Below are 24,829 nucleotides of genomic sequence, written 5' to 3'. Positions count from 1 at the left end.
CGCTTCCGTCGGCCGAGCACTTGATCAGTTGTTGGACACCCGCTGAAAGATCTCGGAGAACTCGCCGTTCTCGATCAGTCCGGCGATCACGTCGGCCATGTTGTCGATGCCGGGATCCCTGACGATCAGGCCGTCCGAGACCCAGAAGTACCGGCCCCCGACGGCCTCGTCGGTCCCTGCCCAGAGTTTCATCAGGCGCTCGACTTCCGCGATGGTGAACACGGTCGCGGTCCAACGAGATCCATCCTTCAGAGTCACGAAGACATCGACGTTGCAGACCTCGTCCAAGTCCTCACCGTCGCTGGGCAGGAACGACGCCTGGAAGCCCTCCATGCGAACCCGATACCAGGGCTCGTCCCATCCTCGCTCGATCAGTTCAGACGACGTGCTGTGGCTCATCGCGCGAGTGTCCCTGGGCGGGGCATCGATCTCAACCGAGATCCTCCGTGGTGCTGCCGCTGCCCGCGGTCAGAGCTGGGGACGTTCGTCCGTACGCAACTGGGGAGAAAAGTCTGTACGCCGACATTCGGCGACGCCCGGCACCTGCTGGGGGAGTTCCTCCCGGACCTCTTCCGTTGAAGCTCTCGTGACGGGCCGGGCATGCCAGTAGCTGGCGGCGTCTTGGCTTTCCTGGATCGCGGTGAACTCGTCTGTTTGCTGCGCGAGCGCGGCAGCGGGCGCTGTGCCCTGAACGTAGGACTCAGGCCCGCGGTTGAGCGCGCTGCGGCTCAAGAACTCGGCGTACTCGCGCACGGACGCGACAATCGCGAAGCCGGCGGGGTGGCCGTGCACCAAGGCATTGCGGACACGGCCCCGTCTGGCCTTCAACACGGCGCCCTCGGCGGCGTAGTTCGCGATCAGGGACCGGTATTCGGCATGGTCGCTCACGCTGGCGAACATGCGCCTGATCCAGGCGCGTTCGGCGGCGGCCCCGGCGTGAGCAAACCTCGCCAGCACGTCCTCGGTCGCCTCCTCAGCCTGACGATTTCTCGATCGCGCCTGGGGAGCGCCGTGGGCCACCGTCGGGATCGGGTGGTGCCCGGTCGGGTCATGCTTGGGTGAGCACGATCTTCTTACCGCCGGCCCGTCCGGTGACCACCCGCGCGAACGCAGCCGGTCCCTCGCTCAGCGGCAGGGGTTCCGGTGCGAGTTTCAAGGCTCCAGCGGCGGCCTGCTCGGCCAGCTGGACAAGCTGCGTGGCGTTGGGCTCGAGGTAGAGGTCCCAACTCGTGATGCCTCGTTCCTCCGCAGGCGCGTCCGAGGTCAGGGAGCACAGTCGGCCGCCGTCCCGCACCAAAGGCAGAGCGGCGTCCGCCGTGCCGGTGGCGATGGTGAGGGCGGCGTCGAACCCGCCGCGTGCCTCGGCCGGCCAGTTCGGGGCGTGGTAGTCGATGACCTCCATCGCTCCCAGACCAAGCAGGCGCTCTGCGGCGGCAGCAGACGCGGTCGCGGTGACCTCGATGCCCTTGGCCGCGGCGAGCTGGATGGCCAGGGCTCCGGTGGCCCCACCTCCGTTGGTGATCAGGAGCCGCTGTCCTCGGCTGAGGTCCAGCTTCTCCAGGGCCTGAAACGCGGTGAGTCCGTTGACCGGCAGCGCCGCCGCGTGCACGGCGTCCAACCCGGGTGGGCAGGCTGCCGTGTGGCACGCGCTGATGAGAACGCGTTCCGCCCAGAAGCCGCTTCCCCCGGGCAGCGGGGCCTCGTGTGCGAGCACGCGGTCGCCTACGGCGAACCCGGTGACACCCGCTCCGACGGCCAGTACCTTGCCCGCGCCCTCCACTCCCAGCGCCGCCGGGGGGCGCAGCCCCACGTCCCAACCAGCGCCATTGAGCAGTTCATCCCACGGGCCGACCCCGGCCGCCTCAACCGCCACCAGGATCTGACCGGGCCCGGGAGATGACGGTTCGGGCAACTCCAGCAGGGTGACTTCCTTCTCGGCCCCCGAGACTCCGCACGCCTTCACAGCAGATCTTTGTCCTCTCACTCACTCGGGCCGCCCGGGAGGTCCAGGCCGGAAACCCAGTGCGCGCACCAGTGTCCACCTCGGGATCCCCTACAGAGGTCACTTGTGGTCTCAGCCGCCTTGGTGTCGAGCCTACGCAGCAGCGACCCGGACATGTGGTCCATTTGGAGCGTGGCTAACTGGGCCAATCGTTGGTCGTGGCCTGCTGTCGCTCAGTTGTACTGGGTGATAGTTCTGTCCTGCGGGGGAGGCGCACGCGGCCTCGGGTAGCGGTCGGTGACACTCCTGTCGGGTCGCACGCTGATCTAACTGATCGTTTCTGAATGGCCCGGCTGAGAGCAGCACTCCCATTGGCACTTATGCGGCTGAGCTGGCAGCTTGGCCCATGGCCTGGTGTATGTGGCCTGATCAGCAGAAGCAGATCCGGACAGGTCGGACGTAGGAGTGGGTGGATGGGCGGGGACGCGGAGCGGGAGTCTGGGAGCTGCGATCAGCAGCCGGTGTGGGTCCGCTTCAGTTCGGGATGTCTCCGGCCGAGGTCGCCAAGGCACTTTTGGTCCCTGAACCGCAGGAAGGGGTTGGCGGCCCGTATGCGTAGGAGGACCCCCCGGATGGGGTGAAAGCCTTCTATGACACGGGCAAGCTCGCCTGCGTTGCGCTGGATGCGGTCACCGGTCCGCAGGTCTTCCTGTCTCGCTTCCCGCTGCGGGAAGCGATCCTGAGCAGGGCCAGCGGTTCCTGCTGGACCACGCTGCGGAGCATGGGAACTGCATGCTCGAACGCCGCGCCGATCTTCACCAGGGGTTGCTCGAACTGGCCTGCAGCCTCATATGGCTCCGCCGCCGTCGGACCTCATTCTGAAACGATCAGTAAGACTTGGCCGCCCCTTGGCTGGCTTGGGCGCCCCGCATGCGACCACATGTGAAGTAGGAGATCCTGGTTCAGTGGTGATCTTGTGAAGGTGTGCCGCCACCCGTAACGTGCAGGTCCTGGAAGGCGCTGAACAGAGTGACTCCCGGCGGATCACGCTGCTTGCACTCCAAGGGAGTTACGCGCGCGATGCCAAGACAGGTGCGGGCTCGTTTACGCCCCCCGGTGGCGGGCCCGCCCGTGTAGACCTCGCAGCGCACCGTTATGCCGTGCCCATGGTTTGGGGGACTGTGACGTTCTCCTCAGCGTGAGCCGCGGACAACGCCCCAGCCGTCCCTCCACGCCCGCCCAGTGAAAGCCCCCCACGTCTTGACCGTCTCCTCGCACGAGGCCCAGTCGGCCGGCCGGCACGCTGCCATCCCCACAGGCAGCCTGTTCCGGCAGATCTACGCACCACGCATCTGCGATGGCCTCGCCTACTCCATGTCGACCTACGCCATGCCTCTCGTCGTGCTGGCCACCACCGGCTCCGCGTCTCTGACGGGCCTGGCCTTCGCACTGGAGTGGATACCTCGGGTGGCCGCGTTCGGCTTCGCGGGCGCCCTGGTGGACCGCAGTGGCGCGGCCATCGTGTCCTTCCTCGCCTCGTTCGCCCGCGCCCTGTTGGTGGCGGGCGCCGCTGCCGCGCTGATCGCACTGCCGCCGGGTACGGTCGAGACCGTCACCGTCATGGCACTGGCCGCCGTGACAGGGGCGCTGACACAGTTCAGCTTCATCGCCAATGAGGCGGTCGGCGCCATCGTCAGCCGCCGCACCGACAGACAGGCCCACAAGGTGCAGTCGGTGCTCATCGGCATCGACCAGACAGCCACCGTCATCGGCCCGGCTCTGGGTGGCCTTCTGCTGCTCACCGGCCCGACTCTCATGCTGGCGTGCCTGAGCGTGCTGTCTTTCCTGTCCGCCGCACTCGCGCTGCAGACACCGCCCACCCCTCTGCGTGCCACACGCCACGGTGGACCGGCGCCGGGCGGCGGCCTGCGGAAAGGATGGCAGACCCTGCGCTCGCTGCCGTCCCTGCGACGGCTGGTGGCCGGACTGGCCTGCTCCAACCTCATGCTCGGACTGCTGCAATCGGCCAGCCCCATCATCGTGGAGGACCGCTTCGGCCACTCCCCGGCCGCCGCCGGCGCGCTCTGGTCCATCGCCGCTGCTCTCACCTTGGCCGCGGTCGCCTGCTGCCGGGCGGGCCTTGACCGGCTCGGCCTGTGGTGGATCGGCGTCATCAGCGCATCCGTCGCGGCTGCCGCCTGCCTTGCCGTGCCGCAGGCCCTCTCCTACCCCGGCTACGTGACCCTCGTGGCCCTCTTCATGGCTGCCGACGGAGGACTTACCGTCGTCCTGCGCACCCTCCGTGCGCAGGTCATCCCACCTGGGGCCTTCGGCACGACCCTGTCCCTGACCGTCCTGTTCCTGCTGCTGCCCTTCCCCGTCGCGGGCGTGTTGCTCGCCCTCACTCCGCCGCCGTACCTGGACGGGCTCATCGGGGCATGCGCCGTGGTGCAGGCGCTCGCTCTGCTCGTCACCTTCCTACGCCTGCGCAACGACCCGATTCTTCGAGCCAGGACATCGCCGGCCCGCCAGGAGGCCACCTGACCCGGCCATCTATCGGGCTGGGCCCGGGCGGCGCGGTGCTGCCGGAGGACCTACAGACGCAGCTGCACGAGTCACAGCGGGATGCCCGGAAGGAGGCCAAGCGGCGGTTGGACGGCGAGGCCCGGTACGCGCGGGCCGTCCAAAGACTCCCACGAACGGGCGGCGCTGGCACCGGCTCCTACACCCCTACCGCCGGTGCAGGTGGGCGAGCTCCGGTGCCAGTGTGACATCGTCCAATGGACCCGCTGCTCGCGAAGAACCGGCGCCACCTTCTCTGGGTCTCCGACCGCACCAACAACACCTGAGAACAGGCCATGACCAGGCCAAACGCGCCTTACCCGCTATCACGCACCAACTCGTTAGAACTCCTAACAAAGATCAGCACGCACCCGGAGACCCTGTCGCCCGAGATCGGCGAGCGCAAGACCTGCGACTCAACTCATTCTGAAACGATCAGTTAGTCCAGTCCTGGCGTCCTACCAGCGGCGTGCTCTTCTGCGAACACCGACTGCAGCTCGGCGAGATGGTCGTGGACCGTGACCCGGCGCTCCACGAGCGGACGGACGTGCGCCGCAACCAGCGCTTCGGCCTTCGGCGGCAGGAAGGACCACGTTGCGTACCCGTACCGACCGTCCGCGACCGACTCCGTGAGACCGACGGCGGCCTTCGCGAAGACACCCGGGGCGACCGTACTCAGAGCCACGCCATCCACGTCCGCCAGAGGAATGTTCCAATCGCCCGGAACCCGCGCCGTGAACCGGCGACGTACCTCTCGATCGAACAGCGCGTCGAGCACTCGCGCGGCATCGTCGGCCACCGATGAAGCCGCGTTGATCCCGACCAGGCTGGCGGTGCCGAACACGAACATCGGCGCGGGAACCGCGTCCCGCAGCGACGGGAACGGCACCACATCCAACCGCGAACAATCATCGGGCAGGAAGCCCGTCATCGCGGGCGCCATCACCGCCGTCCCATCCACTACGCGGGCCAGACCCTGCTCGATGGTGCTCTCGAAGTAGCTGCTCCCGAACCAGCCTCGCTCGAACCAGGTGCACAGAATTTCGATCGCCTCGACGAACACGTCGGACGTCCAGGGAATCTCGCCATGCAGGGCGCTGCGTACGGCGGCCGGGCCGGCGTAGTGGTTGACCACCAGCGTCCACAGCAACTCGGACGACTCCGGCATGTCCGCGCATCCGGCCCCGAACGGAACGAGCCCTTGCCGCAGCGCACGAGCCGCGACTACTTCCAGTTCCGGCAAGGAGGACGGAGGACGGCACCCGACATCCCTGAGGGCCGGTGAATTGAACAGCAGCATCATCGTCTCGCTGCTACGTGGAACACCGAACAACCGACCGGTCACCGTGGCGAGCCGTACCGCAGGTGCGAGCAGACGGGAGCCCCAACCGTAGCGGTCTGCATAGGGGGTGAGGTCGAGGAGATGCCCCCGTCCCACCAGCGACAGGAAGTCACCGGCACGAGGCACCATCACAATGTCCGGTCCGTTCCCCGCCTCGAGCGCTTCGACCGTCCGCTCCCGCGCAGCCGTCGTCAACACCCGCAGGTCCAGCCGCACACGATTCTGACCGGCGTTGAAGGGGTCCACGAACAGCTCGCTGAACTCCTGTGGACCCGGCCCCCTACCGAGCCACCACTCCACACACGCCCGTTCTAATGCCATCGCATGACTGTATCCCGGGTCGTCAGGACGGGGACGGGGCCGTCCAGGAAGCCCACCACGAGCCCAGCCATGACGTCGGCAACCCCTGTCTGCGTAGACGCCATCGGGTTATCCGTCATGGGGCTGGTCTGGTCTGGTCGAACGGGAGTGTCAGCTTACGAGTTGGTGCGTGATAGCGGGTAAGGCGTGTTCGGCCTGGTCGTGGCCTGTTCTCAGGTGTTGTTGGTGCGGTCGGAGACGAGGCCGGCGATGGCGCGGTAGGTGTCGGGCAGGCGGTCGCGGCGATGGGTCCAGCGCATCAGTTGTTTCCAGCGTTTGTGGTCGGGCGAGGGCGTGTTCGACGGTGATGCGGTCGGAGGGGACCTGGGCGTCGAAGAGCGCGAGTTGTCGGTGAGTCATTTCAGGAGTCGGTCCGGGTCGGGATACGCCCGGAGAGCACGCGCCTTGTCGGACTGACACCAGGCTCGCGCTGCTCCTGGACGATCGGAACGGAGATCTTGCCGTCTCGGGCCTGCATTGCGGCTTGCGCGCCGATGCGGTTTGCATCGCGGGGAACACCCTCGGAGGCCCGAAGGAGTTCGTCGAAGGCGAGGTCGGACGAAACCTCGGAGCCGGCCTGGCAGGGTCAGGTGCCGGCGCTCAACGCGGGCTGCGCCGACTCCGGTAGGCCGCGACGCTGGCCCGGTGTGCGCAGGTTCGGGTGCAGTACTGCTTCGAGCCGTTGCGCGAGAGGTCCACGAAAGTGGCCCGGCAGGTCGGCCCGGCACATACGCCGAGACGAGCGGGACCGAGCGTGGCGATCACGGAGGCCAGTGCGCTGAGCGTAGTCGCGGCAAGGTGCGCCGAGCAGCGGTCGGTGTCGGAGGTCACCTCGGTCCACCAGCGGTCGTCCTCGTGGCGCAGTACCGGGGTGGCGCGGCTGCGACGCAGACCGTCGTTGATCAGAGCCGCAGCTTCGACCGCGTCCGCGTTTGCCCGTTCGAGCACCTCACGCACGGTCTCGCGCAACGCGCGGACTTCCGCCAGGTCGGCGCGGGTGAGATGCCGCGGACCGGTCCCTTGGTTCGCGGCCGAACTCGCAGGCTCAGCCGCGGGATGGTCGTCAAGGAAGTCCCGGAGCTGCTCCAGGGTCTCGAGCGCGTCCTCTCCCTTGATCGGCCTCAAGGTGTTGGCCAGGTCGACGGCCGTCTGGACCGCCAATGGGCTGTAATACGCATTCTGCATTTGACGTATCTCCTCACTGCTCCCTAACGTTACACCCAAAGGAGATTTAGCATGTCACAACGTACCCGGCAGTCTGGAAGGGCCCCGGCACCGGAGCGAACCGACGCCCCGGACGGGCGTCGGCTGGGGCTGACTTTGGGGATGCTGGTGTTGCCGATGTACGTGGCACTGGGAGCACCGTCGGTGGCCCTGCCGGCCATCGGCCGCGTACTCGCGGTGCCGTTCGGGGCCACCGCGTGGATTCTCGCCGCGTGGTCGCTGACCTCCGCGCTCGCGATGCCGGTCGCGGGTCGGCTGCTGGTCCGCTGGAGCCCCTTCCAGGTCCTCGTCGCCGGGGTCGTGGCGCTCGCCGCGGGCTCCGCGCTCGCCGGAGCCGGGCCGACACTGTCCGTCGTGATCGTCGGCCGACTGATCGGCGGCGCCGGGGCGGGCGCGACCGTGATCGCCGTCTTTGCCGCGGCCACCGCCCTTCCCGGGCGGCAACGGATCCGCGCCCTGGGAATCATCGCGGTCGCCACCGCGACGGCGTCGGGGTGCGGGACACTGTTGGGCGGGGCGGTGACCGCATGGCTCGGGTGGCGTGCCGTGCTCGCGATCCCGGTCCTCGCGCTGCCCCTCCTGCTGGCCGCATTGCCGAGTAGGCCCGCGCTGACGCGGAGCGGTAGCGGCGAGCGAAACGGCTCGCCCGGGCGACTCGATATCGTCGGCGCGGCCGTGCTGTCGGTACTCGCCGGCTCCTTGATCACCTTGCTGCAGGCACACTCGGTCGGCCTGCCCGCTCCGGTCACGCTCGTCGTGGCTGCCGCGGGGGCGCTCGCCGCCGTGGGACTGTGGTGGCGCGTGCGAAGCACGCCCGACGGGTTCGTGCCTCGGCGGGTGATCGCATCCCGCGGCTTCCTGGCGGCCGGCCTCATCGGCGGGACCGTCTTCGCCGGCTACTACGGGGTGCTGTTCCGCGCCCCGTCCCTGATCGAGCAGGCCACGGGCGGTGGCCTCCTGGAAGCCGGCGTGCTCCTGGTCCCGGCCGCCGCCTGCTCGGTGCTGGCCGGACGGCTGGTCGGCACCTTGACCGACCGGTTCACCGGCTGGCAGGTGTCGGCCGGGCTTGCGGCGGTCACCGTCGTCGGCGTGCTCGTGGTCGCGATCTTCACCGGGCCGATCCCCATTGTCGTCGGTACGGCGTTGACCGTGTGCGGGTTCGCCGGCGCCCAAGCCGTACTGGTGAACCTCGCGCCGGACCTGGTCGCCGCGGACGACCGCGACACCGCACAGAGCCTGCTCAACTTCATGAACGCCCTGGGTGGCGGGATCGGTCCGGCCGCTGTCGCGGGTCTGCTCGCGGCACTTCCCCTGGCCGGACTCGCCCTCAGCCTGATCCGGCGCCCTACCGCCGACCGCCGCCCCCAACCCGACGCCACGCGTGGGAGCCCGCGATGACGGTCCACCTGCATCTGGTCCGATATCGCCCTGACCAGTAAGGAGCCTTGCCATGTCCGCCGAGCCATTCGAGGTCAGCATCACCGAAGCCGAGATCGCGGACCTGCGTGAACGATTGCGACGGACACGGTGGCCCGAGCGCGAGCCGGTGGACGACTGGTCACAGGGTTTGCCGCTGGCGTATGCGCAGGAGCTTTGCCGCAGCTGGGCCGAGGACTACGACTTCGGGTTCGCCGACCGGCTGAACGTGTTCCCGCAGTACCGCGACACGATCGACGGGCTGGGCATCCACTTCCTGCACGTCCGCTCGCCGGAGCCGGACGCGTTCCCGCTCGTGCTCACGCACGGGTGGCCGGGTTCGGTGCTCGAGTTCCTGGAGGTCATCGGCCCGCTCACCGACCCGCGCGCGCACGGCGGTGACCCGGCGGACGCGTTCCACGTGGTCGCGCCGTCGTTGCCCGGGTACGGCTGGAGTGACAAGCCGTCGACGACCGGGTGGGGCACCACTCGCACCGCGCGCGCCTGGGACACGTTGATGGTCTCGCTGGGTTACGAACGGTACGGCGCGCAGGGCGGTGACTGGGGTTCGGCGGTGTCCGGGGTGCTGGGCGAGGTGGCGCCCGAGCGGGTCGCCGGCGTGCACCTGAACCTGGGATCCGTGGCGGCAGGCACCTTCGACGACCCGACGCCCGCCGAGCTGGCGAATCTCGAGGCCGAGAAGGAGATGCAGCGCACCGGCCGGGGGTACTCGGCGATCCAGGCGACCCGGCCGCAGACGCTCGGCTACGGCCTCACCGACTCCCCGGCGGGGCAGGCCGCCTGGATCGCCGAGAAGTTCTGGGCGTGGACGGACAACGACGGCCATCCCGAGGACGCGTTGTCGCGGCAGACGATTCTCGACGAGATCTCGGTCTACTGGTTCACCGCGTCGGCCACATCGTCGGCGCGCCTGTACTGGGAGAGCTTCGCCGACTTCCGAGACAAGGTGACCGCGCCATCCGGGCTCTCGGTCTACCCGCGCGACATAACCCGCCCGTCGAGGCGGGAAGCCGAGCAGCGGTTCACCGACCTGCGCTGGTTCGAGGAGCTGCCGCATGGTGGCCACTTCGCCGCGCTGGAGCAGCCGGAGTCGCTGGTCAAGCAAGTGCGAGGGTTCTTCCGCCTGTTCCGCTGACTGTCCGTGCCACCCCTGGGAAACCCGCGCCCAGGGGATGGTGCTGTCCGTCCCCGTGGTTACCGGCAAATCACGTTGTGGGGCGGCGCAATGGGCGAACGTTGTCTGGCTCGCCGGCGCACGAATTCGCTTCGAGGTTCCTCTTGGAGGCGTCAGCCGCTTCGAGGTCCCGGACGCAGAGGCGGGGCCGCCCATTCAGCACTTCGACGTGACGACCGATGAGCAAGGGAGCGCGGCCATTCCCCCGCTGACGGCGTTCCTTCCGGAGGACACCACAGTCCGCGCCGTGCCGTTGGACTCCGCGTCGATGGAGGACGCGGGCAGCTTGTCCGCAGCGGCCAGGTCGTCGTCCGAGGCGTCGTTCATGTACAGCTCGGCTGCCGTCTCGGGCAGCTTCTCCGCGAACGCCGCCGCTTCCTCGACCTTCTGGTGGAACGTCATGACGGTGCGCAGATTCCACGCGGCGGCGTGCTCCAGGAGCGCGGTCTACAGGAGCGCCAGGCGCCGGCCCCGCCGCGCCTCCTCCGACTCCCCGAGAACGGGTGAGGGGTCGCGGATCTCCAGCACGTCGATCTCAAATCCGGCGAGGATTTCGCGCTCGATCGCCTCGCTCAGGCCAAGCTCTGCGAGCCACGCGCCGTAGGTTCCCTCCGGGTCGTCGGCCATGGTCGCGAGCTCCACCTCCTGGCCGTCCGCCCCTTCTGCGGACGGGCAGCGGCCAGGATGCGCGGGGTCGCGGCCAGGTAGAGCCGGAAGTCCGCCGGGATACGGGCATTGTCGTGGATGGCAGCCCACGGCCGACCAAGATCACCGGAAGTTCCCTAGGCCTCATCCACGGTCGCGAGGTCGAAGCCTGCCATCTGCTGGCCGTACAGCCGCTCCCCGCCCGCCAGAGCGGCCTCTGGCGGCCCGCGAACCTTCCGCCACGCCCACCGCGAGCTTGACGGTGCCCGACACTCCCGCCGTCCGCACTGGTTCACCAAGCAGGCGGGCAACCACGGCGGGACCGGCTGCCCGCAGATCCGCCTGCTCGCCCTGGTCGTCCGCGGCACTCGCACCCTCGTCGACGCCGTCTTCGGCCCCACCACCTCGGGCGAGACCACCTACGTCCCGCGCCTGCTGCCCAGCCTCCGGCGGGGGTTGATCCTGCTGGCAGACCGCAACTTCGCCGCCCAGAAACTGATAGCCGGCATCGCGGCCACCGGAAGCGAGGTCCTGGTCCGGCTCAAGAACGGCCGCCGGATGCCGGTCCTGGCCCGCTACCGGGACGGCTCCTACCTCTCCACGCTCGGCCCGGTACGGTTCGGGTCGTCGACTGCGAGATCACCATCACCACCACCGCCGGGAAGCACACCGGCCTCAACCGGCTGGCCACCACCCTGCTCGACCACCACCGCCACCCGGCAGCCGAACTCGCCGTCCTGTATCAGCAGCGCTGGGAGATCGAAACCGCCTACCTGGACTGAAGCCGACCATCCTCGGTGGCCGCGTCCTGCGGGCCCGCACCCCCGAAGGCGTCGGGCAGGAGATCTACGCGCTGCTCGTCATATACCAACTCCTGCGGACCGCCATGGCAGACGCCACCAGCACCCGGCCCGGCACCGATCCGGACCAGGCCGGCTTCACCATCGCCTGGCAGGCCGCCCGCGACCAGATCATCCTGGCTGCGGACGTCATCGCCGGCACCGTCATCGACCTGGCCGACACCATCGGCCGACACGTCCTCGCCGGCTTGCTGCCCGCACGGCGGCTGCGTGTCAGCCCCCGCATCGTCAAACGCGCCATCTCCAAGTACCAGGCCCGAGGCCTCCGCATCGACCAGACCAGCTAGAAGGCCACCACCGGCATCGAAATCCTCGCGCCCGCAGGTCCTTGACAACACGCCCCAGCCGCAAACTTCACGGCCTTGACACTAGTCCACCAGCAGCACCAGCTTCCCCGTCGTCCGGCCGGTTTCGCCCAGCTCGTGTGCCCTGGCGGCCTCGGCCAGCGGGAAGGTCCCTGCGATCGTCGCCTTCAGCTGCCCCGCCTCCGCCATGCGGGCGATCTCCTGCATCCCGGACCGGTCGGCGTCCACCAGCATCCGCACCGCCCGTACCCCCAGCCGCTCGGCCTCGTCGACGAAGTCCTGGCCGCCGATCGGCACGATCGACACCACGATCCCGCCGGGCCGCAGCACCTCCAACGAGCGCACGGACGTCTCGCCGCCCAGGGTGTCGAGGACGACGTCGACGTCCCGCACCGCCTGCGTGAAGTCCGTGGACCGGTAGTCGACGGGCTCGTCCACGCCGATCTCCCGCAGGAAGTCGTGCTTGCCCGCGCTCGCCGTGCCGATCACGTACGCGCCGAGCGCCTTGGCGATCTGCACCGCCACGTGCCCGACCCCGCCGGCCGCAGCGTGGATCAGGACCCGCTGCCCAGCCCGCAGGCCGGCGTGCTCGGTCAGCGCCTGCCACGCCGTCAGCGACACCAGCGGCAGCGCGCCCGCCTGGACATGGTCGATCGAGGCCGGCCTGTGCGTCAGGGCGCGGACCGGGGCGATGACGTACTCGGCGTGCGAGCCGTGGCCGAAGGGGTAGGGGAGCATGCCGAATACCTCGTCGCCGGGCCGGAACGCGGCCACGCCGATGCCGGTCGCGGCGACCTCGCCGGAGACGTCCCAGCCGAGCACGAACGGGGGTTCGCCGAGGAATCCGCCGGTCGCCCGGTGCTTCCAGTCGGTCGGGTTGACCCCGGCGGCCCGCACCCGGACCAGCACCTCATTCGGACGCGGCGTGGGCCGCTCCACCGTCACTTCCTTCAGGACCTCGGGTCCGCCGAGGACGTCCTGGCTGATGGCCCGCATCGTGTTCACATCGTTCATGGTCACCCAGCCTGCCGTGGTCCGCCCGTCCGGTAACGCTGGGAGGGGGGTTTGTTGGTGTGCCGTGTGTTTGTTGGCCTGTGATGTTGTGGGTTCGTTGGGAGAGGCCGGGTGCACGGTTGCAGTGGGTAGTTCGGGCTGTGAGCTGGGGTTGTGCCGTTGTGTGCTGAGTGAGGCCGGGCTCGTTGTGGGTTTCACCACCGCGTAACGGATCGGTCGGTGTTTGTGCTGGTCAGCGTTGTTTTACCTGTTCGGTGGGTGGGTGTTGGCTGACCTAGTGGCCCCTGGCCCCTGGCCCCCGGCCCCGGCTCGTGGATCTACCCATGGCCAACGGTCCCGGGATCCACCCTGCTCATCGCGCATGGTGCTAGAGCCGTGCTGACGTACCTCACCACGGCCTGCTGTACGCCTGGGAGATGACACATGCTGACCATCACCGGGAGCGCCGCAGACGGAAGGGCAACTTTAGTACTCCAGTGCGGTTTCGTGATCCCCGCAGCGTGCTGTGGTCAAGCACAGTAATTGGCCGGTGAGTGTCCAGGGGAGCCCGGCGGTCTCGGTGCCAGCGGCGATCAGCCGGCGGCAGCAAGCTGTCGGGCGAAGCGGCGGACGGCATCAGTGAAGGCCTCCGGGGCGTCGAAGTTCGCGAGATGTCTTGCTCTCGGGATCAGCTCGACCCGAGCGTGGGGATGTGCACGGGCGAAGACCGCCTCGCCGGCCCGGAAGACGGTGTCCCTTTCGCCGTTGAGGATCAGTACCGGAGCTTCCACAAAACGGATCGCGTCCGCGTCGAAGCGTCCCAGTACCTCGTCCCAGGCTGCGGGCAGAGTATGGAAGGCGTAGCCGGATTGGATGGTCGCCTCCACAACTTCCGGTGGATAGAGCCGCCGCAGCCGCCAGTCGTTCCACTGGGCTAGCCGATCCGCCGAAATGCGAGGGACCAGCCTGGCGACCCAACGGTATGGCGCTGCCCAGAGGCCGCGGGTAGATGCGCTGGCTCCCGCGAGGATCAGTCCGCGCAGTCTTTCTGGACGACGTCGCGCGAACTCCAGCGAGGTGTATCCGCCGAGCGAGTGCCCGACGACCAGCGCTGGCCCACGGTCGAGTGACTCCACTGCGGAAGCGATGATCTCGGTCGCGCTGCTCAGGCTCCAGGGTTGAGCCGAGCGCTCCCCATGGCCGGGCAGGTCGACGGCGGCTACAGGAAATTCGTCCCGGAGTGCAGCAAGCTGCACACTCCACTGTCCCACGCTGAAGCGCGTCCCGTGAACGAAGACGATGGGCACTGTGTCCGCTGCCGCCATCAGGTTCCCCCAGGTACTGCCGTCCAGCCGACTCTACCGGCGCGCTCTCACTCACGATCAAGGGAGATGTCGGAAGGTGCTCAAGCGGCCAACTGGGTCGCTCAGTCAGACGAGTTCATGGGTAGACCGTCGTCGGTAGTGGCTGCGCCGGGCCGGAAGCCGGGCGGCGTCGGCCCCGCGCCCGCGGGGATGCTCCTCCGGCGAGGGAGCCAAGGGGCCCGGCCGGGCAGTCGGCCCCGCGCCCGCGGGGATGCTCCGGGCGGCGTCGTTCCGGGCACCGGCAACACCGAGTCGGCCCCGCGCATGCGGGGATGCTCCGTCGTCCAGCCAGTGGAGGACGAACGCGCCGTCGTTGCCCCCGCGCTCGCGCGGATGCTCCGCTGATGGGCCCGGCCGCCGCCATCAAGGTCGAGTCGGCCCCGCGCCCGCGGGGATGCTCCGAAGGTGTGTCGATCACCGACGCCGTATCCAAGGCATCGCCCCCGCGCAGGCGGGGATGCTCCGCCGCCGTACGCTCCCACGTCTGCGATGTGTTGGTTTGGTGTCGGTGGGTGGGTGTCAGTGACGGCACGTCAGGCCAGGGTGTTTTCGCGTCACTGTCTTGGAACGGCACTTCTGATCTTTCCGAGGGCTGCGTGGCGGCACGGTGGTCGGTGTCGGTTTTGTGCGGGCGGAAGGGTGTGGGGTGGGGGACCTGGGCGCGTGGGGTGAGGTGACGGCGGGGTTGAGGGTGTCCAGGCCGGTGCTGGTTGTGCGGCTGCTGGAGCTGGATGCGGCCGGGGTGTTGACGGCGGCGCATGTGCGTGCGGGTGCTCAGGTCGGCGGGGTGAATGCGCGCACGGTGTGGCACTGGCTGGAGGCTGCGCGGACCGAGGGCCGCATGGAGGGCAGGCCGCGGGCCCGGCTGGAGTTGTCCGACCAGGCGTGGGAGGTGCTGGCGCAGGCGGGCGGGAATGTGGCGCCGCTGTACCGGCATTTGAAGGCGGCCGGTGGCGAGGTGCCCTCGCTGGCGTCGTTGCACCGGGTGTTGCGCCGGGACCTTCAGGCCGGCAGGGTCCTGCCGGACCGCGCGGTGGTGCGGCGGGAGCGGGATGAGCAGCAAACGCGGCAAGCGTTGGCTGACCTCGCCCTGGCCGGGCCGCAGGGGGGCGGCGCGGTGAAGACGTCTGCGCCACTGCGTCTCGTCCCAGAGACGACCAGCGGCTTGCCGGTGGGGGAGCACGGTGCGCTGGCGGGTGTGGCGTTGCCAGCGGGCGCGCAGCTGGTGCGGACGTCGTCGGTGCGGGCGGTGGAAGGCGGTGGGCCAGGCGATGGCTACCCAGGGCGCGGTGTGTGTGTTCGGTGACCCGGGCCAGGGCAAGACCGCGGTCGTGCGGATGGCGCTTGGCGAAGTGCCCCCGGGCTGGAAGGTGACGTGGGTGCCGGTACCGGTGCGCCCGTCGGTGGCCGGCATGAGGCGTGCGGTGTTCGACGCTCTGGGGCTGGCGGGCCGCTTCCCACACACGTCGGCGCTGGCCGACGCCGCGGTCACGGGGGCCTTGGGTGAGGCGCGGGTGCTGGTGGTCGATGAGGTGCAGCGCCTGCCCGTGCCGTGCCTGGAGTGCCTGCAGAGCCTGTGGGACCACCCCGGCACCCGGATCACGCTGGTGCTGTGCGGGGCGGGCAGTGAGCGGGCGCTGTCCCGGCTGCCGCGCCTGGCCTCGGAGCGGAAGTGGCGACTGTGGTGACCGGCTTCCACCCGCTGTGGCGGGCGACGATCGCCTGCACCGCATCGGTGGGGCCGGTTCGCCGCCGCGCCTTACGTCCCCTGCATCGTCGTGCCCGGCGCCCCGAGCACCGGGCGACCACAGCGCACGGATCGCGCCAACCGACCTGAATCGCGTCATCCGCCAGACCAATTTCGAGGGCTGGCCCATGCTCGGAATGCGCTCGTTTTTCGCATCCTGCTCCATCCCGGGCAACGGGGCGAAACCTCGTAGGCCTGCGCGACGACTACCAGCCTCCGCTCGCCGTGTCCGCGCCGGTCAGACGTCTGACCGGGGAAGCCCTGTGCTGACACGTCGGATTCCTACGTAAAAACGATGCCGGATCCTATGCGGAAACCCGGAGCGTCTCCACCCGAAAAGACCGCTCTGACCTGCGGTTATTTGCCGGAGGAAGCGGGTTGCGGCACGGCATGCGGGTGGCCAACCTGCCTCTTGCGGACAGCGCACCGCACCACAACACCCGAGGGGGAAACCGTGCAGACAATCATCCTTACCATCGTTCCGTCCTTCATCGCAGCCGCCGGAACCATCGGTGCCGCCTTGATCAGCCGCCGAGGGCAGTCATCGCGCCGCAATGATGGTCCAGGAGTTGACGGACCCGATGCTCCGGGCACCGGTCGGTCGTTGGTGGACCATGACCAGGACTCCTGACGTGGCGGTCGCCCGTGTGGTCGCCCTCGCCGAACAGGCCACCCTCCACACCACCCTTAAGCACGTCGACCAGGCGCTCGCTGCGAACCGGCGGGAGTCCGAGGCTCTCAACCGGATTGAGGCCGCAGCGCCGCGTCTAGGCGCTTTTGGGGGCGGCTGCGGGCCGGGCTGGCGGGCGCTACTCCCGGGATGGTTGGTAGTCCCGGTTCCCCGGCTGTGGCTGTACGGCATGCACGTGATGGGGTCGACGGTGCCGACGGCGTAGCCGGGGCAGCGGGGGGAGTCGCTGTCATTGGCGGCAACCAGGGCACCGACCGGGAGCAGCAGGGCGAACAGGACCAGGGCGAGCGCCAGGAGGCGGTCGGGCGGGAGAAGTAGGCGTCGGACTGGGGGCGGTGAGTGTTCACGGCGGTGCCTTCCAGGAGGGATGCCTACCGTCGAAGGCATGAGCACGATCCCGGACGCGCAGCCGGCCAGGCCGTGGCGCTCGGAGGACGGGCCACGGCCGGAGGTGTGGACCTGGCCCCGGACCGACCGCCCGGCGCTCCGGGTGATGTCGGGCGGGAAGTGGCGGCACGCGCCGGTTCTAGCACGGCAGAACTGGGCCGACGGCACGGTCCGCTATCAGGTCGAGGGGGACCTGCTCGGCGATAGGCGGGTCCGGATCCTCCCGTACCTGTGGCCACAGCCGGGGTTGCGGGTGGCCTGCGAAAGCGGCTCGGCGCCATCCGGGAGCGCCGCCGGGGGCTGAGCGTGGGTGATACCCCGGCGCGGCCCTGCCAAGGGCTGGCAGGGCCGGCGGGGGCGCTCCGGCTACAGGTAGGTGTCCAGGAACGCGGCGGCGTGCGCGGTGCCGTGCTCGTCGACGAGCGGGTAGCCGAGCAGCTCCACGCGCTCGTCGCGGCCGTTGACGCGGACGGTGACGACGGCACCGTCGGGCGCGGCCGCGCGGAAGCGGACGACGGTGTCCGTGAGCGCGCTGAAGTTGATCACCCTGAAGACGCGGACGGGGTGAGCCATGTGTGGCCCCTCTCGAGCGGGGGCGGCGTCCGTGTTGGCCGCCCTGTACCCCTTCCCGGTCCTCGGGCCTGGTTGGACAGCAACGGCCCTGTACCGGCCGGTCAGGCGGCCGTGCCGACATCCTGGCGCTCGAGGGTAGCCGGGTCTCCGGCGGGGGCGGGAACGTCCCAGTGCTGGTGTGCCTGGACGAATGCGGTCAGCCCCCGCAGCTTTCCCATGAGCCGGTCGAACTCGGTGGCATCGGCCGGGTCCCAGCCGGGCACGGCGCGCCTCTTCGAGGCCCAGCAGGCTGGCGCCACCGAGCAGCGCCTCCAGGAGATCGCCGCCGAAGGACTCAGAGAGGTGTACTTCCAGGACGGCGGCCGTCGCGCCGGCCAGCTGGAGGAAGTCCGGTTCACCGACATCGAGCACCTCGAGTTCGACCTGTAGATCCCGACCATCCGCGAGCCCCGTCGACAGCATCATGTGGTCAGAGCCGGCCGGCCCGCCCCGAGCTCGATGTCCACGACAGCAAAGGCGATTTCGTCCTTGCGCCACTTCTCAGGGGAGTCGTGGTCACCAGGCCGCCCGCGTAGGCCACGCCCGGCAGTTCTGCCTTGGCGTGGCCGCGCATCAGCCCGTTCATCCGCTGCGCCCCCACACGTCCTGGCCGACCAACGGTCTCAAGGGTGAGGCTGTACGGGTACTCCGCAGACTCGACGGGGCCAGTGTCCCGCGAGACTCGGCTCAGAATCCGGTCCCACGCGCTCCGTTGCGCCTGAGTAAGTCGGAGCGGCTGCAGGTCGGCATCGGGATCGAAGTTGGCGTTGAGGTGGTCAAGCGTTCCCTGAAGCGTCAGGCCCGGCTGCACCCGCACGAGCATGATGTCGTAGCTCACCGGGTGAATGTATGCGGCCTTCTGCTACTCGGCTACAGCATTGAACCTGCCCCTACGACTGACTCGCTCATGGTCTGGACGACAGGGCCGACATTGGCAGGTCAAGCAACGTTCCGGACAGACCATCGGTTCCGCAGAGGTCGGCGCTATAACCTCCGCGCACGCGGGGATGCTCGGGGGAACGACGGCCTCCCGGTCACGGCGAACAGGTTGGCCTCGCGCACGCGGGTATGGTCCGGACGGCGACCAGGTCCGGGTGACGTACGCATTGTCGCCCCCGCGCCCGTGGGGATGCTCCGGCCGTTGCGACGGAGCAGACCACGCTCGGCCGGTCGGCCCCGCGCACGCGGGGATGCTCCGCTGCCCACCGGTACGAAGATCCGTTCCGCCCGGTCGGCCCCGCGCAGGCGGGGATGCTCCCGTCTAGGTGCAGCAGTACTGCTGGGCCACCTCGTTGGCCCCGCGCCCGAGGGGATGCTCCGAGGTCGTGAGCTGCGGACACGAGACCCGATGCGTTGCCCCCGCGCCCTCGGCGATGCTCCCGTCGACCTCATCGGCACGAGCGACGACTGGGGGTCGCCCGCCCCCGCACTCGCGGGGATGGTCCGCTGCGGTACGCCGAGGGCGAGGCCGGCGGAGTGGCCCCCGCGCCCACGGTGTCGCCGCCCCGTTGCTTCGACAAGGTGGGGCTCTCGTCGCGAGCACCCTGCCGGACAGCCCCATTGTGATTGACCCCGATGACGGCCCCAGGGAACCACTGCCCGAGCTTCCGGCCGGGCGTTGCGCGTCGGCGGGACTCGCGTTGGACCGGGTTCTCCGGGGCGGATCAGAGATGGCAACCGGCTGGGTGGACAGCGCTGATGCCGCCCAGTGGCGCCAGGAAGTGCGACATATCCTCCAAGCACTCGAAACACCCACTAATCACTGATCGTGACCGCTTCACGGAAGTCGTGCCAGGACCTGAGAACGGATAGCTCTTCGACGGCGGTTCGGGAGGGGCTTGACCGTCGCGGCGTGGTCGAAATGTAGACCTGGGCACATGATGGCGTGACGTTCCGTCAGCACGACGGCCGCGTGCCGGGCTGCCGACGGCCAGCTGGTGTTCGCCGTCGTTGCCGTCCCCGGTCGCCGTGACTGTCCTCTGCTGCGGAGAACACTTCTGCGAAGTCCTGGAGCGAGGCAACGGTCGGGGCAGCTCATGGACTCTGTTTGATGTCAGGAGGTGCCCATGAGTGACGGTAAACGGGCTCGGGACGAGGAGTTCGGCAAGTTCATGGCCGGTCGTTGGCCAGTGTTGATGCGTACGGCCTTTCTTCTCACGGGGGAACGGCACGCGGCCGAGGACTTGGTTCAGTCGACGCTGGAGCGGGTCTACACGGCTTGGCGCAGCGTCGGCAAGGCGGATGACCCCGATGCCTATGTACGGCGCGTCATGATCAACCTGCATGCCCGCCGGCACAGAAGAAGGCTGAAGGAGTTCCTGGCACCGCGCGACGACTCAGGACTGGCGCGGGAGGAGGCTGACGTCGGCGACCGCATCGCCCAGGCCGACGACCGCGGCGTGCTGCTCCAGGCGCTCGCCCGACTGCCACCACGACAGCGGGAAGCGGTGGTTCTGCGCTACTGGGGGGACCTGACGGAGACACAGACCGCTCAGGCGATGGGGTGCTCGGTCGGCACGGTCAAGAGCAACGCCGCCAAGGGGATAGCGAAGCTGCGCGCCATACCGGCGCTGGCCGGAACGGTCCTGCAGGAGGGAAGGAAATGAAGAGCGCGGACGGAAGTGAGCACGACATGACGAAGGACGAGATCGCCCTCCTCCTCGCGGACGCGGCGCACGGGGTCGAGATCGGTGTGGCTCCGGTCGAGACGGTTGTGCGGGCAGGTCGCCGGCGCCGGGCGCGGCGGCGGGCGGTGACGGCGGTCACGGTAGTGGTGCTGGCGGGAGGGACGGGAGCGCTGGCGGTACCTGGCCTGCCGGGACCTGGCGACTCGGTCTCGCCCGCGAAGTCTGTCTCGGCCGATGGACGTCTCGTCTTTGAGCCGGAGATCACCGAGGTAGCCTTTGGCACCCACGGGAGGGTTGCGTGGGGCGTCACGGTACAGGTGTGGCCGGCACCCCGCGACAGGGCCGAGGCCGTCGTACAGACGAAGGCCATGAAGGACTGGGGACTCACACCGGTGACCTCGGGCAGCCCTTCCGACCTGGTCGGGAAGACGAGCTACTTCGTCACACGCCTCAGCAGTAGCTCCGGCGACGTCACCAGCCGTCGGCTGGTGACGTTCGACTCGACCAGTGAGCTGCCCCGGCCGAAAGGAACCGACATCAGGGTCCTTCCCCAGCCCCTCACCAAGGATGACGGGCCACTCCGCCTGGTCATAGGCACGGTCGCCACGACGGCGAAGCAGGTCGCTTGCCACTGGAAGGACGGCAGCACGACGCTGGCCGACCTCGTTCCCCACAACTCCGCGCTTCACAGCACTGATGCCGTGATCAGACCAGTCCGCAGCTACCCCACCGCGAACTGGTTCGCCTGCCTGGCGCCGGGATCCACCACGTACAAGTCAGCGCAGGTGACGAAGTAGCAGGCTGTCGAGCTGCGGCTGACCGCGGTGTCCCGGGCGACGGTCGTGGCCACTGCGACCGCGCGGCGTACGCCGGCGTCGCCGAGCGCCAGGAAGTTCGGTCCAGGCGCCTCGGACGAGGCCGCTGTCGGTTTCCTCCTGGCCGACCGCACCGCTCCGGACGCGTCCTCCTCGGACGCGAGCGGCAGGAGCGCGGGCCCCGCGCCGGACCATGCCGCACTCCTGATGTCGTGCACTACATGGGTGGCCGTGCTCCCGCTCAGGGCCGGCGCCCTCCCGGCGTGCCCGCCGCTCAGCCTCGAAGACCTCGCCGATCCGTTCGTTCAGCCCGGCGTCCTGCACAGCCCTGGCCAACGGTGCGGCCCGGCGCTCGTGGTGGGCGTCGTAGGTACAAGGGGTGATCTTGCCGGCGTGCTCGGTCAGACCACGGCAGATCGGCTCGACTCCGCCGAAGCGGTTCCGCTGCTCGTCGAGGAAGCTCACGAGCGTGTGTGCGGCCTTGTTCACGTCAACAGCTTTGCAGGGAGGGGCGTTGGTCATGGCCGGAAGGTGCCGACGGTTGGCCGGGTGATGCGCGGTCGTTCCGGCGGACCCGGCCACGCGCCGTGAACCTACCTATGGCCAGAGCCCACGGTTCAAGCGACCGTCCGAAGCGGCTGCCGAAGGCCCGCCGTCTGGCCGGGCCCTCACCATCCTCCGGTGCGGCTACGCCGCACCCTCCTGTGCCTGGATGCGTGCCCATTCGAGTCCGAGGCCGGCCAGCCGCTCCACCTGCTCCCGACTCAGCGTCGCGCGCCGGGTCTTGGTGTTCGACAGCCATACCCCGAGCCGCACCTCCGTCCCGTCCTCCAGGGTCTCGGTGTGGGCCCGGCTGACGGCTTCCACGGTGCCTGTGCGTGCCCGGTACTGCTCCAGCGCCTTACATCCCCGCAGGAACGCGGCAGACATGCCCTTGGGCCCCTTCCCGCCCGTCTTCGACCCCACGATGGGGGCCGTCCCGGCTTCTACGATCACCGGGAGCGGGGGAGTAACCCCGAGGCCGGTCAGCCGCTCACGCTGCCCTGCGGCCAGCCCTACCCACACCACATGCTGCCGCTGCCGCTGAAGCCACCGCCCCACATCCGTCCCGGAAGCGGTCACACCCGGCACGATGTCCTCCAGCACCGTCCCCATCGCGATCATCTGCCCCACGGCCGCGTAGGTGCGCTGCCAGTCCACCGGCCACGCCGGGCGCCAGTCCGGGTCGATCTCCGCGAGCTGCGCCGCCCGCCGCTCCGCGCGCTGGGGGTCCTTGCCCAGGGCGATGCCCTTGCGGCAGTTGGCCAGCCACTGCCCCACCGGCTTGTCCAGCGCGGTTGCGGTGACGGGGGCGGCCAGGGTGCCGGCGGTGGCGTAGTAGGCCCGTGCGGCGGCCAGGTTCTCCTCCCACCCCGTGTCGGCCGGGGTCCAGTCGATCCCCAGCTCCTCCAGGTCCGCCGCCCGCTGCGCCGCCAGCGTCCCCGCCTGAAGCGCCCGCCGCTGATCCGCCAGCCACCGACCCAACGGGAACGAATGCTGGTTCGGGGTCAACTCCCGGTGCTCATACGGCACGTTCAGATGCCCCGTCCGCTTCCGGAACGCCACCGCAGCGCGGTGGCCGGCCTTCCAGTTCGCATGCTCCGGCTCCAGCAGGTTGTACCGCACAAACCTGGCGACCAGCGCCGGGTCACGATGGCTGCCGAACCGCAGCAGCGCCCGCTGCTCCACCTCACCTTCTACCGGCTCTGCGCCCAGGTACGACGAACCCGCCTTCGTCCGCGCCGTTGATTCCTGGGGAATGGCGAGCATTTCCACGGCCCGCTCATCATGCGCCCGCAACCCATTAAGGACCTTCACCAGCGGCCGATAAGCAAGCGAATACGGCATATCCTCGGGGCCCTCATCCCGCCCGAGAATGACCGGCACAACAAGCGTCGCCAATTTCCCCTGCCCAGGCTTCTGCCGCAACGCCCGACCGATCGCCTGCACGATGTCCACGGCAGAGCCCTTCGGGTCGATCAGCGCCACAGAATCCACGGACGGCACGTCCACACCCTCACTCAGCACACGGCAGTTCGACATCACCGCCCGCCCCACCCGGCTCCCGAACCGGGTCAGCCGCTCCGCCCGTAGGTCCGGGTCGTGTTCACCCGACAGCCACGACGTCCATACCTCGGCCGGATACCTCTCGGGATCCTCGGCGTGCAGCCGCTTCACCACCCGCCCCAGCCCCTCGGAGAACGCGCGGGCCTCCATGGTGCGGTGATGGAACGTGATGCACCGCGTCAGATCATGCGAAGCCATGGTCTCCAGCAGCGCCGCCTGGAGCACCGCCAGCCGCTCACCGCGCACGCTCTCCTCATGCCGGGACTCCCCGTACAGCCGCTCCGGGGTGAGGCTGTCGTCCCGGACCTCCGCGACGACGATCTGGTACCGCGCCAGCAGGCCCCGTGCGATGGCCTCGGACAGGTCCAGCTCGTACAGCACCGGCCCGTAGATGGCCTCATCGTCCATCGAGCAGGCCATCTCCTCCGGAAGCGGGTCCAGCGCGGCCGGCACCCCCTCCCCGCCGCTCTCCCGCAGCGACCGCAGCAACCGCGGCGCCGGCCGCTCCTCCCAGACCCGCGGCGTCGCCGTCATGTACAGCCGCCGCATCGCCGGCAGCAGCTCCTGCTCGTGCACCGCCGCCCATGCCTTCCCCAGCGAACCACTGGTCCGGTGCGCCTCATCCACCAGCACCAGGTCCCACAGGTCCATGGGCAGGCCGTACTCGCCCGTGTGCGCCTCGGTCACCACCCCCAGCGACGCGTACGTCGCAAACACCGTCACCGGCCCGGAGCCGTGCCACAACGAGAGCTGCGGAGCACTCGTGGTGCACCGCACCCCCATCGCATGCAGACGCGGATCATCATTCAGAGAGCACACCGCCACCATCGGCCCCGCATGCCCGAACCCACGCCACTCCACAACCGTCTGCGCGAGCAACTCCAGCGTCGGCACCAAAACCAGCACACGCCCATGCGGAACCAGCCGCTTCGCCGCCGCAGCACCGATAAACGTCTTCCCCGTGCCACACGCACTGACCACGGTCCCGCGCAGCCCCTCGGCCGGAATCCGCTTACCGGGCGGGATATCCAAACCCGCCACGACAGCCTCCAGCGCCTCGATCTGATGAGGCCGGAGAGAAATAGCTTCGTGGGCCATGGGGTGCGTTTCCGTTCCGGGAGGGGGGGTAGTGGTCTGTTCGTGATTCTACCTGGTGCATCACTCTGGCGGATAGCTTTGATGCACCAGCATGCCGGTTCGGCAGATACTCTCCCCTTGCGTCTTGGCACATGCTGGGCTCCTGACCAGTCGAGCACTTTCGACCGACAGTCAGAAGCGGTCCCTGGATGTATACCTGGCGGTCAGTCAGAGTGAGGCCAGGTCAGTCCGATGTCGCGGTCCTAGAGCTGCTCCCTGCCGGGCCGGCCTCAGGGGGGTGGTGGGCATCGGTTCGTGATCCTACCCGTGGGGGGAGTTGATGCACCGGCCGTCGCTCCTCCTGCCGCCCGGCGTAAGCCGGTTCGGGGTGGGAGCGAAGCGGACACCCCCAGCGGGCCGCGCGCGGCCCGCCGCATTGGAGCGCAGCGGAAATGCAAATTCCCGCCGTGCGGGAATTCCATAAAACGCGTCAGCGTTTTATGACTGCTTTTAATTCCGCTTGCGGAATTCCTGCCTTTCCAGGCGCTCGCGCCTGGTT

The 24,829-nt window shown here is 69.2% G+C and carries 19 protein-coding genes and 3 pseudogenes; 10 read left to right on the top strand and 12 right to left on the bottom strand.

The window, feature by feature from the left end; translation table 11 throughout:
- Positions 1–24: 24 nt before the first annotated feature.
- From OG448_RS00110 to OG448_RS00100, 3 genes are all read right to left on the bottom strand, one after another.
- The gene (locus OG448_RS00110; protein ID WP_405550463.1) at positions 25–399 is read right to left on the bottom strand and encodes a hypothetical protein; all 375 of its coding nucleotides are present in this window, start codon (positions 397–399) and stop codon (positions 25–27) included.
- A gap of 69 nt (positions 400–468) precedes the next feature.
- On the bottom strand, positions 469–1,020 hold the full coding sequence (locus OG448_RS00105) for a hypothetical protein (protein ID WP_405550461.1): 552 nt from the start codon (positions 1,018–1,020) through the stop codon (positions 469–471).
- Between the two features lie 28 nt (positions 1,021–1,048).
- Positions 1,049–1,912: an NADP-dependent oxidoreductase gene (locus OG448_RS00100; RefSeq protein ID WP_405550460.1), complete on the bottom strand. Its 864-nt coding sequence runs from the start codon at positions 1,910–1,912 to the stop codon at positions 1,049–1,051.
- 1,290 nt (positions 1,913–3,202) lie between these two features.
- Between OG448_RS00100 and OG448_RS00095 the strand changes: the two genes are divergently transcribed.
- On the top strand, positions 3,203–4,486 hold the full coding sequence (locus OG448_RS00095; protein ID WP_405550458.1) for an MFS transporter: 1,284 nt from the start codon (positions 3,203–3,205) through the stop codon (positions 4,484–4,486).
- Between the two features lie 457 nt (positions 4,487–4,943).
- Here the strand turns inward: OG448_RS00095 and OG448_RS00090 are convergent, their stop codons facing one another.
- Complete coding sequence (locus OG448_RS00090; RefSeq protein ID WP_405550457.1) at positions 4,944–6,092, bottom strand: ABC transporter substrate-binding protein; 1,149 nt, start codon at positions 6,090–6,092, stop codon at positions 4,944–4,946.
- A 714-nt stretch (positions 6,093–6,806) separates the two neighbouring features.
- Positions 6,807–7,391, bottom strand: a complete 585-nt coding sequence (locus OG448_RS00085; protein WP_405550456.1) for a CGNR zinc finger domain-containing protein — start codon at positions 7,389–7,391, stop codon at positions 6,807–6,809.
- Between the two features lie 141 nt (positions 7,392–7,532).
- On the opposite strand from OG448_RS00085, the gene OG448_RS00080 reads away from it, so the two are divergent.
- Together OG448_RS00080 and OG448_RS00075 are read left to right on the top strand one after the other, a co-directional pair.
- Positions 7,533–8,828 (top strand): MFS transporter, encoded by a 1,296-nt coding sequence (locus OG448_RS00080; protein ID WP_405550455.1) that lies wholly within the window; start codon positions 7,533–7,535, stop codon positions 8,826–8,828.
- Positions 8,829–8,880: 52 nt separating this feature from the next.
- Positions 8,881–10,002 carry an epoxide hydrolase family protein gene (locus tag OG448_RS00075; protein WP_405550453.1) on the top strand — a complete coding sequence of 374 codons (1,122 nt, stop codon included), beginning with the start codon at positions 8,881–8,883 and terminating at the stop codon, positions 10,000–10,002.
- Between the two features lie 297 nt (positions 10,003–10,299).
- On the opposite strand, the pseudogene OG448_RS00070 reads toward OG448_RS00075, so the two are convergent.
- A pseudogene (locus OG448_RS00070) lies at positions 10,300–10,922 on the bottom strand (helicase); the annotation flags it as partial.
- On the opposite strand from OG448_RS00070, the pseudogene OG448_RS00065 reads away from it, so the two are divergent.
- Together OG448_RS00065 and OG448_RS00060 are read left to right on the top strand one after the other, a co-directional pair.
- Positions 10,861–11,187: pseudogene (locus OG448_RS00065) on the top strand (hypothetical protein); the annotation flags it as partial. The pseudogenes OG448_RS00070 and OG448_RS00065 sit on opposite strands and share 62 nt — an antisense overlap.
- A 385-nt stretch (positions 11,188–11,572) precedes the next feature.
- Entirely contained in the window at positions 11,573–11,833 is a 261-nt protein-coding gene (locus OG448_RS00060; RefSeq protein WP_405550452.1) for a hypothetical protein, read from the top strand.
- 81 nt (positions 11,834–11,914) lie between these two features.
- On the opposite strand, the gene OG448_RS00055 is transcribed toward OG448_RS00060, so the two are convergent.
- Positions 11,915–12,865, bottom strand: coding sequence for an NADP-dependent oxidoreductase (locus OG448_RS00055; protein WP_405550451.1), 951 nt, complete (start codon positions 12,863–12,865; stop codon positions 11,915–11,917).
- Positions 12,866–13,437: 572 nt separating this feature from the next.
- Positions 13,438–14,169 carry an alpha/beta fold hydrolase gene (locus OG448_RS00050; protein ID WP_405550450.1) on the bottom strand — a complete coding sequence of 244 codons (732 nt, stop codon included), beginning with the start codon at positions 14,167–14,169 and terminating at the stop codon, positions 13,438–13,440.
- 742 nt (positions 14,170–14,911) lie between these two features.
- On the opposite strand from OG448_RS00050, the gene OG448_RS00045 reads away from it, so the two are divergent.
- Positions 14,912–15,514 (top strand): hypothetical protein, encoded by a 603-nt coding sequence (locus tag OG448_RS00045; RefSeq protein ID WP_405550448.1) that lies wholly within the window; start codon positions 14,912–14,914, stop codon positions 15,512–15,514.
- The gene (locus OG448_RS00040) at positions 15,480–15,896 is read left to right on the top strand and encodes an ATP-binding protein (RefSeq protein WP_405550446.1); all 417 of its coding nucleotides are present in this window, start codon (positions 15,480–15,482) and stop codon (positions 15,894–15,896) included. The genes OG448_RS00045 and OG448_RS00040 overlap by 35 nt, the downstream gene beginning before the upstream one ends.
- Positions 15,897–17,399: 1,503 nt before the next feature.
- Here the strand turns inward: OG448_RS00040 and OG448_RS00035 are convergent.
- Entirely contained in the window at positions 17,400–17,606 is a 207-nt protein-coding gene (locus OG448_RS00035; protein WP_405550445.1) for a hypothetical protein, read from the bottom strand.
- Between the two features lie 264 nt (positions 17,607–17,870).
- Between OG448_RS00035 and OG448_RS00030 the strand changes: the two are divergent.
- A pseudogene (locus OG448_RS00030) lies at positions 17,871–18,035 on the top strand (XRE family transcriptional regulator); the annotation flags it as partial.
- A 40-nt stretch (positions 18,036–18,075) separates the two neighbouring features.
- On the opposite strand, the gene OG448_RS00025 reads toward OG448_RS00030, so the two are convergent.
- On the bottom strand, positions 18,076–18,483 hold the full coding sequence (locus OG448_RS00025) for a hypothetical protein (protein ID WP_405550444.1): 408 nt from the start codon (positions 18,481–18,483) through the stop codon (positions 18,076–18,078).
- A gap of 1,228 nt (positions 18,484–19,711) precedes the next feature.
- Here OG448_RS00025 and OG448_RS00020 point away from each other — a divergent pair.
- Entirely contained in the window at positions 19,712–20,251 is a 540-nt protein-coding gene (locus OG448_RS00020) for a SigE family RNA polymerase sigma factor (RefSeq protein ID WP_405550442.1), read from the top strand.
- Entirely contained in the window at positions 20,248–21,069 is an 822-nt protein-coding gene (locus OG448_RS00015; protein WP_405550441.1) for a hypothetical protein, read from the top strand. The genes OG448_RS00020 and OG448_RS00015 overlap by 4 nt, the downstream gene beginning before the upstream one ends.
- On the opposite strand, the gene OG448_RS00010 is transcribed toward OG448_RS00015, so the two are convergent.
- Together OG448_RS00010 and OG448_RS00005 are read right to left on the bottom strand one after the other, a co-directional pair.
- On the bottom strand, positions 21,049–21,609 hold the full coding sequence (locus tag OG448_RS00010) for a hypothetical protein (protein WP_405550440.1): 561 nt from the start codon (positions 21,607–21,609) through the stop codon (positions 21,049–21,051). The two genes, OG448_RS00015 and OG448_RS00010, sit on opposite strands and share 21 nt — an antisense overlap.
- A 165-nt stretch (positions 21,610–21,774) precedes the next feature.
- Positions 21,775–24,291: a Helicase associated domain protein gene (locus OG448_RS00005; RefSeq protein ID WP_405550439.1), complete on the bottom strand. Its 2,517-nt coding sequence runs from the start codon at positions 24,289–24,291 to the stop codon at positions 21,775–21,777.
- Positions 24,292–24,829 lie beyond the last annotated feature (538 nt).

The sequence above is a fragment of the Streptomyces sp. NBC_01171 genome, from assembly GCF_045039805.1.
GTDB lineage: Bacteria > Actinomycetota > Actinomycetes > Streptomycetales > Streptomycetaceae > Streptomyces.
This window is presented reverse-complemented; position numbering and strand designations above follow the sequence as displayed.